Consider the following 13,688-nt stretch of genomic DNA (forward strand, 5'->3'; position numbering starts at 1 on the left):
CCCCGGCAGGCATCGCGCTCAGCGTTCGCAGTCCCGCGACAGGCGCGCGTCGATGCCACGCTGTTCATTGCTGATGGCGGTGCGCTCACTCTGCAGCGCGCTGTTGTAACGGCGGTCCAGTTCCCAGCGGCGGTCACGCAGGCGCGCACAGACGTCCTGCGGCGGCAGCGCATGGCAGCTGTCACGGACCAGCACGCTGCCGGCCGGCACCTGCACGCCGACGCCCACCGCAGGCGGCCGGTAGCCTGTGCCTTCACCGATCGGCGCACCGACCGGCGTGCCGAAGCCCGGGCGTGGACCGGGATGGACCGCGCCGTGGTGCCCGTGCGGGAGCCACACGCTGGTCCACAACGGGACCCAGCGCGGATTGCCCTCGTTGCTGTCGCTGGTGTAGCGGCGACCGTCGTCGCTCACGCACTCGTACAACGGTTGTGGCGGCTGGATGTAGACGTGGCGGACTTCGCGATCGCGCATCACCGGAACCTCGCTGGGCGCCGCGGGAGGGGCGTCACTGCGCACCACCCGGGGTGCCGGATCGCGCGGGCGCTGCAGGTCACGCACCTCCTGCCGGCCGCTGCTGCAGGGCCTGTCCTGCAGGGCCACGGCGCCATTGCTGGCGACGCAGCGGTAGACGCGCACGTCCTCGGCGGCCGGTGCGGTCCATGGCAGCAGCAGGCACAGGCCCAGGGCGGTGCGCAGCAGGTTCATGGCGGCAGGGTGCGTGATTGTGCGTGGCAGTGCAATCGTCCGCTCAGGAGCGCAGCACGTTGCCGCTGAGCGCGTCGCGGATCGGGGTGGGCTGGGCCAGGCCGCCGGTTTCGCCATCGAGGATGCCATCGAGCAGGCGCAGCAGGCGTGGATCCAGCTCGGCACGGCTGCGTGCCGGTGGTTCACCGGCCAGGTTGGCGCTGGTGGAGACGAGGGGCCCCCCCCAGGCGCGGCACAGGGCGGCGACCAGCGGGTGCGCGCTGATGCGCACGGCGATGCCGCTGTGCTCGCCGGTAATCCAGGGCTGGGCGCGCGGACCGGCCGGCAGGATCCAGGTGTTGGCACCCGGCCAGCTGGCCAGCACCGCGCGCTGGCGGGCATCGGGCAACGCCTGCAGGCGCACCCAGCCCTCCAGCTGCGACAATTCGGCGGCGACCAGGATCATGCCCTTCTCGATCGGGCGCTGCTTCAGCCGCAGCACCATGTGCACCGCCGCCTCATGCGAGGGATCACAGCCCAGGCCCCAGACCGCTTCGGTCGGATAGGCGATCACGCCGCCGGCGCGGAGCGTGGCGACAGCAGAGTCCAGGGTGAGTTCTTTCATGGCGGCGACCGGCCCGACGTGGGCCCCCATTATCCCCCTGCGGCGTGCAGAAGGGGTGGACCCTGGCCCGGTAGTGCCGGCCGCTGGCCGGCATCGGGTGCTTCTGGATGTTGCCGGCCAGCGGCCGGCACTACCCCTTATCCACGCATGGCGTGAATCTACTTCGCGGCTTTCTTGACGGCCTTCTTCGCCGGTGCCTTCTTTGCAGCGGCCTTCTTTACCACGGCCTTCTTCGCCGCCTTCTTGGCAGGCGCTTTCTTGGCTGCGGCCTTCTTCGGCGCCGCTTCCTTCTTCACCGCCGCCTTCTTGGCCGGTGCCTTCTTCGCGGCAGCCTTCTTGGCGCCGAAGCCCTTGCGCACGGGCTTGCCGGTTTCTTCCATCAGCTGCTGCACTTCGGCCAGGGTCAGCGATGCCGGCTCGCGATCCTTGGGGATCTTGCCGTTCATCCTGCCGTCGCTGATGTACGGGCCGAAGCGGCCGTTCAGCACCTGGATGTCGCTGCCCTCGAACTCCTTGATGATCCGGTTGCGCGCGATCTCTTCCTTCTCTTCGATCAGGAACACGGCGCGGGCCAGGTCGATGGTGTACGGGTCGTCTTCCTTCTTCAGCGAGGCATAGGTGCTGCCGCGCTTGGCGAACGGGCCGAAGCGGCCGATGCCGACGCTGACCGGCTCGCCGTTGTCCTCGCCCAGCGCGCGTGGCATCAGGAACAGTTCCAGCGCGTCTTCCAAGGATATGGTGTGCATCGACTGGCCGGGGCGCAGCGAGGCGAATTTCGGCTTCTCCTCGGCGTCCTCGGCGGTGCTGCCGATGGCGGCGTAAGGCCCGAAGCGGCCGAGGCGCACGCTGACCGGCTTGCCGGTCTTCGGGTCGGTGCCGAGCTCGCGCGCGCCACTGGCCTCGGCGCGGTCCACCGATTCCTTCTTGTCTTCCACCAGCTCCTTGAACGGCTCCCAGAAGCGGGCCATCAGCGGGATCCACTCTTCTTCGCCACGCGAGACGGCGTCGAGCTCGTCTTCGAGCTTGGCGGTGAAGTCGTAGTCCACGTACTGGGTGAAGTGGCTGGACAGGAACTTGGACACCGCGCGGCCGACGTCGGACGGGCGGAAGCTGCGGCCTTCCATTTCCACGTACTTGCGGAACAGCAGGGTCTGGATGATCGAGGCGTAGGTCGACGGACGGCCGATGCCGTACTCTTCCAGCGCCTTCACCAGCGCCGCTTCGGTGTAGCGCGGCGGCGGCTGGGTGAAATGCTGCTCGGCCTGGATGCGTTCCAGCGGCACGCGGTCGCCCGGCTTCATCGCCGGCAGCTTGCGGCCTTCGTCCTCGTCTTCGGCGCTCTTGTTGTCCTTGCCTTCCTCGTACACGGCCAGGAAGCCGGGCACCACCACGGTGGTACCGCTGGCACGGAACACGTGCTCGCTGCCAGCGGACAGGTCGACGCTGACCGTGTTGAGCGTGGCCGGGATCATCTGGCAGGCGACGGCGCGCTTCCAGATCAGTTCGTACAGGCGGCGCTCGTCGTCGGTCAGGAAGCGCGCCACCTGGGCCGGGGTGCGCAGGGCCGAGGTCGGGCGCACCGCCTCGTGCGCTTCCTGGGCGTTCTTGGACTTGGTCTGGTAGGTGTTCGGCTGGTCGGGCAGCGAGGCGATGCCGTAATCACGGGCGATCACGTCGCGGATTTCGGCCAGCGCGTCCTGCGACAGGTTCACCGAGTCGGTACGCATGTACGAGATCAAGCCGACGGTGCCTTCGTCACCGATCGCCACGCCTTCATACAGCTTCTGCGCCACCTGCATGGTCTTGCGGGTGGTGAAACCGAGCTTGCGCGAGGCTTCCTGCTGCAGGGTGGAGGTGGTGAACGGCGGCGCCGGGCGGCGCTTGCGCTCCTTGCTGGCCACGTCGGTGACATGCAGCGAGCCCTGCGCGGCCTGCTGGATGCGCAGGCGGGCGGCTTCGGCGGTGTCGCCGTCGGTGATGGTGAACTGCTCGAATTTCTGCCCGTCCAGCTTGATCAGCTTGGCGTTGAAGTGCTGCGACGGGTGTGCGCACTCGGCGGCGATCGACCAGTACTCGCGGGCGATGAAGGCTTCGATCTCTTCCTCGCGCTCGACGATCATGCGCAGCGCCGGGCTCTGCACGCGGCCGGCGGACAGGCCGCGCTGGACCTTGCGCCACAGCACCGGCGACAGGTTGAAGCCGACCAGGTAGTCCAGCGCGCGGCGCGCCTGCTGGGCATCGACCAGGTCGCTGGCGATCGCGCGTGGCTGGCTGATCGCTTCCTTGATGGCGCGCGGGGTGATCTCGGTGAACACCACGCGCTGCATCGGCTTGTCCTTGACCAGCCCGCGTTCCTTCAGGATCTCGGCGATATGCCAGCTGATCGCTTCACCTTCGCGATCCGGGTCGGTCGCCAGCAGGATGTCGTCGGCGCCCTTGGCGGCCTTGGCGATCGCGTCGACATGTTTTTCGTTCTTGTCGATCACGTCGTAGTGCATGGCGAACCCGTTGTCCGGGTCGACCGCGCCTTCCTTCGGAATCAGGTCACGCACATGCCCATACGAGGCCAGGACGGTGTAGTCCTTGCCGAGGTATTTGTTGATCGTCTTGGCCTTGGCCGGCGATTCGACGATGAGCAGGTGCTTGGGCATGGCAGCAGTGTCTGTGGGGCGAGCCGCAGGGGAGGGGCCGCTAGGGTGGAGCAAACGGCCGCATTAGTGAAGCGGCCACGGACAAATCAATACGCTGAACGCCCGGTAGTGTGCCGGGCGTTCAGGTTTCACCTTATTAGAGGAATCACGCCCGGCCAGCCCCTGTCAAGCAGCCAGACGTGAGGATGGCCGTTCATGAGGCCATCTTGGCGATGAAGCCGACCGCGGCCACCAGCAGCACCAGGCCCGCCAGCACCAGCAGGCCGGTGAGCACCAGGATCACGATGGTGACCGTGCCCAGCTCATGGCGCTGCAGGTGCGGCTGGTCGGTGTAGGCCCAGCGGTCGACCACCAGGGTGTCGCAGATCATGTCGTGCAGGCCCTGCTTGCGCTCGGTGAAGGCGGCCATCAGGAAGCCGATGCCGAGGGTGAAGCTGCTCAGCAGCATGGCCCAGTAGCGGCCGAAGGCGCGGCCCTTGGTCAGGCGATCGCCGTTGCTGCGCACGACCTTGATGCCGACCGCCATCTTGCCCAGCGTAGCGCCACCCTGCGAGGAATGGAACCAGGTGTAGTAGGCAACGCCGATGGCCATGTTGATCAGCGCGCTGGCCACCTGCGCGACGATTTCGATGGAGGTCTCGCCGCTGCCCACCGCGCCCATGCTGGCGCCAAGCACCACGCCGATGATGGCGCCGATGATGCCGCCCGGAATGGCCAGCACGAAGTAGTCGATCATGTACGCCGCTACGCGCTTCCAGAAGCCTGCGTAGACCACCTCGCCGCCGATCACCGGCTGCGGGCCACCGGCACCGGAAGCGGCCGGGGCGCTGTAGGGCGAGCTGCTGAGCGCGCCCGTGCCAGGCAGCGGTGCAGTGCCGTTGTCGATGGCGGCGTAGTCGCCGCGCAGGTCGAAGCCGCCGCTGGCGGTGGCCGTGCTGGCATCGGCCAGTGTCTGCAGGCCGAGCTCATCGACCACCTGGCGCAGTGCAGCCCACTGGGCCATGCCTTCGCGCCAGACCAGGGTGTCCAGGTTCAGTTCGCCCCGCTGGAAGCGCTGGCGGATTTCCTGGACCGGCAGCGGGCCCTGGCGTTGCTGTCCTTCGGCGTAGTACCACTCGGTCATTGCATGTTCCCTGTTGGATCGTCCTTGGAGGTGCTGCCGTGCACGTGGCTCAGCCGCGGCACGACGGCGGCAGGTACTTGTCGTCGCTTTCACCGCTGCATTCCCAGCGGCCGCTGTCGCGATCATATTCCAGCCACAGCAGGTCGCCATCGAGGCTCTTGCCGGGCACGGCCAGCGTTGCTTCGATGCCGCAGTGGCCGTTGTTGAAGCGGCCGATGTTCACCGCCGACAGGCCGGCCTGGGTGAAATCACCCGGCGCCGGGAAACCGGCATCGTTGGCACCGGGGCAGCGGCCTTCGTCGTCGGCGAAGTGCTGCACCTGCTGTTTCAGCGGCTGCAGGGCATTGACCGCGGTGGCAACCTTGGCACGCACGGTGTAGTCGTTGTAGGCAGGCAGGGCGATCGCCGCGAGGATGGCCATGACCGGCACCAGCACCAGCAGCAGGCCGCCGCCGATGATCGCGGTCAGGGCGCAGCCGGAGAGCTTCTTTTTCGGCGGCGGCAGCACCCCGGCCGGGGTCTGCGTGGCATAGGGCGTGGACGGTGGCAGCACCGGTGGTTGCGGCGGCGGCGGCGCAACCGGTTCCGGTTCGGGCTCCGGCTCGGGTTCCACGGCCGGCGCGGCGACGTCCAGCGCCGGCACGATCAGGCCCAGCTCATCGACCACGCTGCGCAACGGCTGCCATTGCGGCAGGCCGTCGCGCCAGACCAGGGTGTCCAGGGAGATCTGGTTGTTGCGGAACAACTCGACCAACTGTTCCGCCGGCAGCGGGCCTTGCTGCCGGTTGCCTTCTGCGTGGAACCACTCGCTCACGGGGACGCTCCTGAATGCGCTATGCCCCCAAGTGTACGGTCAGTGCAGGGGTTCTGGCTCGTCCATGAACATCTGCGTCTCCATCCAGGCGTAGGCCGCTTCGGAGCCGGGCTGGTTGAACAGCACCATCAGCACGACCCACTTCAGGTCGTCCAGGTCCAGTTCGTCCTGGTCCAGGGCCATCGCCCGGTCCAGCACCAGCTCGCGCTGGTCGGCGTCGAGGATGCCGTGCTGTTCCAGGTACAGCAGGAAGCCGCGGCATTCCACGTCCAGCTTGTCCAGCTCGGGGCCGTGGTAGATGCGCACGGGGCCATCGACCCGCGCCTGGGCCACGCTCGGCCGCTGCGCGGCCAGGGCATCGAGCCAGTCGAACGCCTTGTTGATCTCGGTGGGGCTGAAACCGGCCTGGATCAGGCCGTTCTGGAGCGAATCGCGGTCACGGATCAGGTCCGCATCTTCGCTGAAATAGTGTTCAAACAGGTACAGCAGTACATCCAGGATGCTCTCTTTCATTGCCCCTCGGCCTGCGTCGCGCGACGCTGTGGAGGTGAAGAAACTAGGGAGTTCGACAGTAGCGGCCGTGTACGCACACCACGATTCCCGCCAGTTCCATGGCCAGCAGCATGGAGGACACCTGTGACGCCGTCAATCCACAACGCGTGATCAGTGAATCCATACCGCTTGGGTTGTGGTCCAGCGCCCGCCACAAGCACTGGTAGTCAGGGTCGTCGGCCCAGCGCGCCGGCAGGAGCGCCGGCGGTGCCTGTTCAGTGGGGGTGGCCAACCGCGATTGCAAGCCCGGCAGCTGCTGGCGAAGGGCGGGGGCGAGCAGTTCCAGGACCTCCTCGGGGCGCTCGACCAGCGCCGCGCCCTCGCGGATCAGGCGATGGCAGCCGGTCGCGCGCGGGTTGAGCACCGACCCGGGCAGGGCACAGACCTCGCGGCCTGCCTCGGCGGCCAGGCGCGCGGTGATCAGCGCGCCCGAGCGCTGCGCGGCCTCGACCACCACGGTGGCCAGCGCCAGTCCGGCCACCAGCCGGTTGCGCGCAGGGAAGTGGCTGGGACGGGCAGCCGTGCCCGGCAGGTACTCGCTGAGCACCACGCCTTCGGCGGCGATCCGCGCCTGCAGCCGCGCGTGGCTGTCCGGATAGGCCCGGTCAGGGCCGGTGCCGATCACTGCCATGGTGCAGCCGCCGGCCTCCAGCGCAGCCTGGTGCGCGGCCGCATCGATGCCTGCGGCCAGGCCGCTGGTCACCGCCAGGCCGGCCTCGACGAAGCAGCCGGCAAAACGCGCGGCCAGTGCACGCCCGCCCGGGGTGGGCGAGCGGCTGCCGACCAGCGCCACCGAAGGGCGCCAGGCCAGGCAGGGATCACCGGCCACGAACAGCGCCAGCGGCGGGTTGGGTACCTCCAGCAGTGATGGCGGAAAGGCCGGATCGGTACACGGCAGCAGGTGATGGTTGTCCTGTTCCAGCCAGCGCCGGGCGGATGTCCAAGCCCGGGTATCGGGGCGTTCCAGGGCGGCGCACTGCTCCGGCGTGCAACCGTGCGCACGCCAGGTCGCAGTGCCTTGCGCGATGGCGGTTTCCGCATCGCCCGCGGCCTGCAGCAGGGCCCGTCGGGACGCCAGTGCGCCTCCCGCCATCAACAGGCGCAGCAGCGCCTCGTATGCATGTGTGGTCATCCCCCACTATCGGCCGCACACAACAAAGGCGCCCTAGGGCGCCTTCGCATGTGGCTGTCAGGTTTTGCCGGAGGTGCCTGCCGGCCCGCGGCCGGCACTCCAGTGGTGGCCGGGGCAGTCCGGCAACCGTTACTTCGCGTCTGGGTGCAGCGCGTTGTAGCCCACCTGCACCGGCTTCACGCCCTGCATCACCAGCGCGTAGCTGACGTTGTCGAAGGTGCGGAACACCATCGCATGCGCGGCATATTCATCCGGCAGCGAGACCCGGCCTGCGCCGGTGCTGAGCGAGTCGTCCATGCGCGAGGAGGTCGGGTACTTCATGCGGTGCGCTACATGGCGGCCCGGGCGCCACAGCGAGAACACGGTGCCGTTGTCCACGCCCTGGGCACGGCCGGCCGAAATCGCGATCACGTCGCGTGGGCCACCGGCGGTGAACATGTCGGTGACCGCCAGCACGCGCACGTCCACGCCCTCGACACCCGCAGCGGGTACGTGGGGCACGAACTGCAGGTCGTACGGCCGGGCTTCGACCGGCACCAGGCGGTCGCCGGCGCGCACTTCGCGGCCGCCGACGTTCTTGTCCAGCACCAGCGTGGAGGCCTCGACCTTGCCGCCGGCGATCTGGGTGATGGTGCCGGTGGCGACCTGGGCCAGTTCGTAGCCGAGCACGCCACGACGTGCGTTGGGTGCGTTGTAGGCCTTCCACAGGTTGCCGCTGCCCGGGGTGACGTCGCCGTTGGCGGTCAGGTCCTCGGTCGGCTTGGGCTGGGCGTAACGCACGGTCGGGCGTACCACGGCCCAGCGCTGGCCCACCTGGGCATCCGCCAGGCGCACGTAGACGGTGTCGCCACCGGACACGCGCAGGCGGCTGTCCTCCAGGCCGACGACGTAGGGCAGCTGCTTGACGCTGTCGACAACGCTCAGCTGCTTCAGGAACGGCTCGACCTGGGCCAGCGGAATGGCGTCGATCGGGGCCTCCTGGCGCGGACCGGCCTGGGACACGGTCACCCGGTCCAGGTAGGCCAGGCTCAGCACGTCACCTGGATAGATCAGGTGCGGGTTGGCGATCTGCGGATTGGCTTGCCAGATCTCCGGCCACAGCCAAGGCTTCTGCAGGAAACGTGCGGCGATATCCCACAACGTATCCCCTTTTCGGACCACATAGGTGTCCGGGTGCCCGCCATTCACTTCCACGGCGGTAGCATAGGCAGCCACGGTCAGCATCGCCGCGGCGACGACCGTACGAAAACGAAGCAACATAGGTGTGAAGCCCTGATTCCCCAACAGGTCCACGCACTATAGTCCAGAAACCGGGGCGCAAGGCAAGCGTTGGAGCTAGAATCTGCGACGTATGCCGGCGTGCCGGCCCCCTACCCGGAAACAGCCATGGCCCTTCTCCCCATTCTCGAGTTCCCCGATCCGCGCCTGCGTACCAAGGCTGCGTTGATCGACGCCGCCGAAGTCACCACGCCGGCCTTCCAGGAACTGATCGACAACATGTTCCTGACCATGTACGACGCCCCGGGCATCGGCCTGGCCGCCACCCAGGTGGACGTGCACAAGCGCTTCATGGTCATCGATGTCAGCGAAGAGAAGAATGAACCGCATGTGTTCATCAACCCGGAAATCGTCGCCAAGGACGGGGGCCGGGTGTACCAGGAGGGCTGCCTGTCGGTCCCGGGCATCTTCGCCGACGTGACCCGCGCTGACACCATCACCGTGAAGTACCTGGACCGCAACGGCCAGGAGCAGCAGCTGGAGGCCGGTGAAGTGCTGGCCACCTGCATCCAGCACGAGATGGACCACCTGGACGGCAAGCTGTTCATCGACTATCTGTCGCCGCTCAAGCGCGAGATGGTCCGCAAGAAGCTGGCCAAGCAGCGCAAGCACGTGGCGTGATCGCCAATCCGGGCCGCCCTCCGGGTGGCCCGTGCCTGCGCGACGCGCGCGGGCTGTACGGCGCCGGCCGACGGCGCCGTTTTCTTTCCTGCACGAATCCATCCTGCAAGTGGGGTAGCCATGAGGATTGTCTTTGCCGGTACGCCGGAATTCGCGGTGTCGTCGCTGCGCGCCGCGGCGCGCCACCACGAGGTCGTGGCCGTCTATACCCAGCCTGATCGCCCGGCCGGGCGCGGCCGTGGCCTGGCACCGTCGCCGGTCAAGCTCGAAGCCGTGGCCCGTGGCATTCCGGTCTACCAGCCCGAATCACTGAAGGATGAAGCTGCCCAGCGGCAGCTGCGCGACCTGCAGCCGGACCTGATGGTGGTGGTCGCCTACGGCCTGATCCTGCCCAGGGCGGTACTGGCGATCCCGACCCACGGCTGCTGGAACGTGCATGCCTCGCTGCTGCCGCGCTGGCGCGGTGCCGCGCCGATCCAGCGCGCGATCCAGGCCGGTGACGCAAAGACCGGCGTGTGCCTGATGCAGATGGAAGCCGGCCTGGATACCGGCCCGGTGCTGCTGCACCAGGAGCTGCCGATCGCGGCCACCGATACCGGCGGCCAGCTGCATGACAAGCTGGCCGAACTGGGCGCACAGGTGCTGTCCGACGGCCTGGGCCTGCTGCGTGCCGGCATCAAGCCGATCGCGCGGCCGCAGCCCGAGCAGGGCGTGACCTACGCGCACAAGCTGGACAAGGCCGAAGCCCGCCTGGACTGGGCGCAGGACGCCGATGCACTGGCGCGCACCGTGCGCGCCTTCAATCCGTGGCCGATCGCCGAGGCCACGCTGGCCGGCGAGCGCGTGCGCATCCACGGCGCGGTCGCTCTTGACCTGGCCCACGGCCAGGCGCCGGGAGCGGTGCTGGCGGCCGGCCGCGATGGTATCGACATCGCCTGCGGCCAGGGCGCGCTGCGCCTGCGCACGCTGCAGCGCGAAGGCGGCAAGGCGATCACCGCCGCCGACTACCTCAATGCCCGCCGCGACCTGCACGTGGGGGCATAAGCGGTGTCGAAGCAGAATGATTTCTCCGTCGCCAAGGCGGCGCCGGGCGCGGCCACCCGCATGCTGGCCGCACGCGTACTGGCGCAGGTGTTCACCCGTGGCCGCTCGCTGAAGGCGGAACTGGCCTGGGCACTGCCCAAGCTGGCCGACAGTCGTGATCGGGCCTTGCTGGAAGCGCTGTGCTTTGCAGTCCTGCGCCGCCGCAGTACCTACGACGCTGCCTTGCAGTCGTGGATGCAGAAGCCACTGTCGGCGCGTGATGCCGACCTGCGCACGCTGCTGATGGTGGGCTTCGCGCAGCTGGACGTGCTGGAACTGCCGGCGCATGCGGCCCTGTCGGCCACGGTCGACGCCGCCCGCGCGCTGGGCCGTGAGCGCCAGGCCGGGCTGGTCAACGCGATCCTGCGCCGCGCGCAGCGCGAGGGGTTCCCGGAGCAGCCTGCGCGTGACGCCTTTCCGGCGTGGCTGGCCGATGCCGTCGAGCGCGACTGGCCGTCCCAGGCCCAGGCGATCTTTGCTGCCAGCCTGCAGCCGGCGCCGCTGTGGCTGCGTGCCAACCGCCAGCAGGGGGGGCGTGACAAGGCGCTGGCCACGCTGGCCGAGGCCGGCATTGCTGCCGAAGCCAGCCCGCTCAGCGCCGACGCGCTGCGCCTGGTGGCGCCCATCGCGGTGAACCAGTTGCCGGGGTTCGCCGACGGTGCGCTGTCGGTGCAGGACCTGTCGGCGCAATGTGCGGCGGACGCGCTGGCACCGGCGTCCGGCGCCCGCGTTCTGGACGCCTGCGCGGCACCGGGTGGCAAGTCGGCGCACCTGCTGGAGCGTGACCCGAGCCTGCGCCTGCTGGCGCTGGATATCGATGCGCGTCGCCTGGCGCGTGCCCGCGATACCTACACCCGCACCGGTGTAGGTGAGGGCGCGCAGACCCGGGTGGCCGATGCCAGCGACCCCGGTGCGTGGTGGGATGGCACACCGTTCGACGCCATCCTGCTGGATGCGCCGTGTTCGGCCACCGGCGTGATCCGCCGCCAGCCGGACGTGATGTTCCACCGCCGCGCCGAGGATATCGATGCGCTGGTCGGCGTGCAGGCCCGCCTGCTGGAGGCCTGCTGGTCGATGCTGCGCCCGGGCGGCGTGCTGCTGTACGCCACCTGTTCGATCCTGCGCGCCGAGAACATCGATCAGGTGCGGGCCTTCCTGAAGTGGCATCCGGACGCGGTGGCACAGCCGCTGGATGACAGATTCGGCCTGGACTGCGAGGGGATCGCGCGCCAGCGACTGCCGGGTGACAGCGATGCTGACGGTTTCTTTTACGCGCGTCTGCTAAAAACGGCCTGACCCCCCGCTGACGTTGCGAGTCCCATGCTGAAATCCCGCGCGTCGCGCGAGACGTGGTTGTTCGTGGTGATGGCCCTGCTGGTGCTGGGGGCCGGGCTGGGCCTTCGTGATCCGTGGCCGTCGGACGAGCCGCGCTTCGCGCTGGTGGCCAAGCAGATGTTCGACAGCGGCCACTGGCTGTTCCCGCACCGCGGGACCGAGCTGTACTCGGACAAGCCGCCGATGCTGATGTGGTGGCAGGCCACGCTGTACAGCCTGGTCGGGCAGTGGCGCGTGGCCTTCCTGCTGCCGTCGCTGCTGGCGGCACTGGGCACGCTGTGGTGCGTGGTCGACCTGGGCCGGCGGCTGTGGACGCGGCGGGTGGGGCTGTATGCCGGCTGGGCGCTGCTGTTCGCGCTGCAGTTCACCTTCCAGGCGAAGAAGGCGCAGATCGATCCCCTGCTGCTGCTGTTCATCACCCTGGCCAACTACGGCCTGCTGCGCCACCTGCTGCTGGGGCCTGCCTGGCGCTGGTGGTGGCTGGGCTGGTTCTTCGCCGGCATCGGCGTGATCACCAAGGGCGTGGGCATGCTGGCGCTGCTGATGATCGTGCCCGCGGCAATCGCCACGGCGCTGCGGTGGCCACGGGTGGGCCTGCACGCGCGCGAGGCGCGCTTCTGGCTGGCGCCGCTGGCCTTCCTGCTGGCGGTGTCGTTGTGGCTGGCGCCGATGCTGCTGGCCGGCTTTGCCACCGGCTCGGACGAATATCGCGCCTACATGGACGATATCCTGTTCCAGCAGACGGCGCGGCGCTACACCCATTCCTGGGATCACCACCAGCCCGCCTGGTACTTCCTGGCGACGATGCCGCTGATGTGGATCCCGGCATTCCTGGCCCTGCCCTGGGCGATTCCGGCCTGGCGCCGCCGACTGCAACGCCGCGACGCGCGCTATCTGCTGCCGCTGGCCTGGTGGCTGATGGTGGTGCTGTTCTTCTCGATTCCCGCCGGCAAGCGCGACGTCTACATCCTGCCGGCGCTGCCGATGTTCTGCCTGGTGCTGGCACCGCTGTTGCCGGGGTTGCTGAAGCGACGCGATGTGCAGGCCGTGGTGGGGCTGTTCACCGGCCTGCTGTCATTGGGCCTGGCCGTGGCTGGCGCGATGGCGGTGCTGGGTGACCCGGCCTTCGAGCTGCGCCTGACCCATAGCCGCGGGCTCGCCCCCGGGGCCGTCGACGCGCTGGCGTGGACGATCCTGGCGATGGGCCTGTGGGGCGGATTGAGCCTGCTGGCCTGTGGCCGTCGCCGGCAGCTTGCGCTGGTGTCGACCCTGGCGGTGGTCTGGGTGCTGTACAGCCTGGTCGGCTACCCGCTGCTGAACGATTCCAGTTCGGCCCGTGGCCTGATGCGCGCGGTCGGTACCCGCCTGGGCCCCGATGCCGAGCTGGGGCTGGTGGCCTGGAAGGAACAGCACCTGCTGCTGGCCGACCGTCCCGCAGCGACCTTCGGTTTCGAGACTGACTGGGACGAGCAGCTGGTGGCGGCCACGCGCTGGCAGCGGCTGGCGCCCGGACGCCGTTGGCTGCTGGTCCACGAGTACGCGATGCTGTCGTGCGTCGACCGCAACCGCTCCGAACTGGCCGGCGTGGCCAACCGGCGGCGCTGGTGGCTGGTGCCGGCGGCGGCGGTGACGGTGCCGTGCGTGGTCACTGCCGAGGAGCGGGAACGTGAACGGCGTTTGCAGGAACATGACTAGCCAGCACGATTTCCGCTTGTCCAGTCTGCCCAAGCGGGTCCAAAGGCAGTAAAACAGCAGGCTGGGACGGGCCGCGTTGGCCCGTCCCATTC

At 68.8% G+C, this 13,688-nt stretch carries 12 protein-coding genes; 4 read left to right on the plus strand and 8 right to left on the minus strand.

The features are described from left to right. Positions 1 to 18 precede the first annotated feature (18 nt). The 8 genes from AC5P8R_RS00555 to AC5P8R_RS00590 all read right to left on the minus strand — a co-directional run bounded on the left by AC5P8R_RS00555 (position 19) and on the right by AC5P8R_RS00590 (position 8,844). Positions 19 to 708, minus strand: a complete 690-nt coding sequence (locus AC5P8R_RS00555) for a hypothetical protein (RefSeq protein ID WP_014648571.1) — start codon at positions 706 to 708, stop codon at positions 19 to 21. 43 nt (positions 709 to 751) lie between these two features. Then, the gene (gene tsaC, locus AC5P8R_RS00560) at positions 752 to 1,342 is read right to left on the minus strand and encodes an L-threonylcarbamoyladenylate synthase type 1 TsaC (protein WP_080053022.1); all 591 of its coding nucleotides are present in this window, start codon (positions 1,340 to 1,342) and stop codon (positions 752 to 754) included. Between the two features lie 128 nt (positions 1,343 to 1,470). Next, the gene (locus tag AC5P8R_RS00565; protein WP_126411408.1) at positions 1,471 to 3,963 is read right to left on the minus strand and encodes a DNA topoisomerase I; all 2,493 of its coding nucleotides are present in this window, start codon (positions 3,961 to 3,963) and stop codon (positions 1,471 to 1,473) included. A gap of 193 nt (positions 3,964 to 4,156) precedes the next feature. Next, entirely contained in the window at positions 4,157 to 5,086 is a 930-nt protein-coding gene (locus AC5P8R_RS00570) for an RDD family protein (protein WP_014648568.1), read from the minus strand. 49 nt (positions 5,087 to 5,135) lie between these two features. Continuing rightward, entirely contained in the window at positions 5,136 to 5,900 is a 765-nt protein-coding gene (locus AC5P8R_RS00575; protein WP_014648567.1) for a pilin, read from the minus strand. Between the two features lie 39 nt (positions 5,901 to 5,939). Further along, positions 5,940 to 6,413 (minus strand): DUF494 family protein, encoded by a 474-nt coding sequence (locus tag AC5P8R_RS00580; protein ID WP_005419622.1) that lies wholly within the window; start codon positions 6,411 to 6,413, stop codon positions 5,940 to 5,942. Positions 6,414 to 6,456: 43 nt separating this feature from the next. Then, a complete protein-coding gene (dprA, locus tag AC5P8R_RS00585) occupies positions 6,457 to 7,584 on the minus strand; it encodes a DNA-processing protein DprA (protein WP_014648566.1) in 1,128 nt (375 codons plus the stop codon). A 129-nt stretch (positions 7,585 to 7,713) separates the two neighbouring features. Continuing rightward, on the minus strand, positions 7,714 to 8,844 hold the full coding sequence (locus tag AC5P8R_RS00590) for a LysM peptidoglycan-binding domain-containing protein (protein WP_032958270.1): 1,131 nt from the start codon (positions 8,842 to 8,844) through the stop codon (positions 7,714 to 7,716). Between the two features lie 126 nt (positions 8,845 to 8,970). On the opposite strand from AC5P8R_RS00590, the gene def reads away from it, so the two are divergent. From def to AC5P8R_RS00610, 4 genes are all read left to right on the plus strand, one after another. Further along, on the plus strand, positions 8,971 to 9,483 hold the full coding sequence (gene def, locus AC5P8R_RS00595) for a peptide deformylase (RefSeq protein WP_014648564.1): 513 nt from the start codon (positions 8,971 to 8,973) through the stop codon (positions 9,481 to 9,483). Between the two features lie 120 nt (positions 9,484 to 9,603). Continuing rightward, positions 9,604 to 10,527, plus strand: coding sequence for a methionyl-tRNA formyltransferase (fmt, locus tag AC5P8R_RS00600; RefSeq protein ID WP_075076444.1), 924 nt, complete (start codon positions 9,604 to 9,606; stop codon positions 10,525 to 10,527). Positions 10,528 to 10,530: 3 nt separating this feature from the next. Beyond that, on the plus strand, positions 10,531 to 11,862 hold the full coding sequence (gene rsmB / locus AC5P8R_RS00605; protein WP_046432737.1) for a 16S rRNA (cytosine(967)-C(5))-methyltransferase RsmB: 1,332 nt from the start codon (positions 10,531 to 10,533) through the stop codon (positions 11,860 to 11,862). Between the two features lie 24 nt (positions 11,863 to 11,886). Next, positions 11,887 to 13,596, plus strand: a complete 1,710-nt coding sequence (locus AC5P8R_RS00610) for an ArnT family glycosyltransferase (protein WP_197621293.1) — start codon at positions 11,887 to 11,889, stop codon at positions 13,594 to 13,596. Positions 13,597 to 13,688: the final 92 nt, after the last annotated feature.

The organism is Stenotrophomonas sp. YJH_SMC_73, assembly GCF_059370155.1.

Coding starts and splice junctions, on each gene's coding strand:
- AC5P8R_RS00590 (WP_032958270.1), bottom strand. CDS start 8,844: ATGTTGCTTCGTTTTCGTACGGTCGTCGCCGCGGCGATGCTGACCGTG.
- fmt (WP_075076444.1), top strand. CDS start 9,604: ATGAGGATTGTCTTTGCCGGTACGCCGGAATTCGCGGTGTCGTCGCTG.
- AC5P8R_RS00570 (WP_014648568.1), bottom strand. CDS start 5,086: ATGACCGAGTGGTACTACGCCGAAGGACAGCAACGCCAGGGCCCGCTG.
- AC5P8R_RS00555 (WP_014648571.1), bottom strand. CDS start 708: ATGAACCTGCTGCGCACCGCCCTGGGCCTGTGCCTGCTGCTGCCATGG.
- def (WP_014648564.1), top strand. CDS start 8,971: ATGGCCCTTCTCCCCATTCTCGAGTTCCCCGATCCGCGCCTGCGTACC.
- dprA (WP_014648566.1), bottom strand. CDS start 7,584: ATGACCACACATGCATACGAGGCGCTGCTGCGCCTGTTGATGGCGGGA.
- tsaC (WP_080053022.1), bottom strand. CDS start 1,342: ATGGGGGCCCACGTCGGGCCGGTCGCCGCCATGAAAGAACTCACCCTG.
- AC5P8R_RS00565 (WP_126411408.1), bottom strand. CDS start 3,963: ATGCCCAAGCACCTGCTCATCGTCGAATCGCCGGCCAAGGCCAAGACG.
- AC5P8R_RS00580 (WP_005419622.1), bottom strand. CDS start 6,413: ATGAAAGAGAGCATCCTGGATGTACTGCTGTACCTGTTTGAACACTAT.
- AC5P8R_RS00610 (WP_197621293.1), top strand. CDS start 11,887: ATGCTGAAATCCCGCGCGTCGCGCGAGACGTGGTTGTTCGTGGTGATG.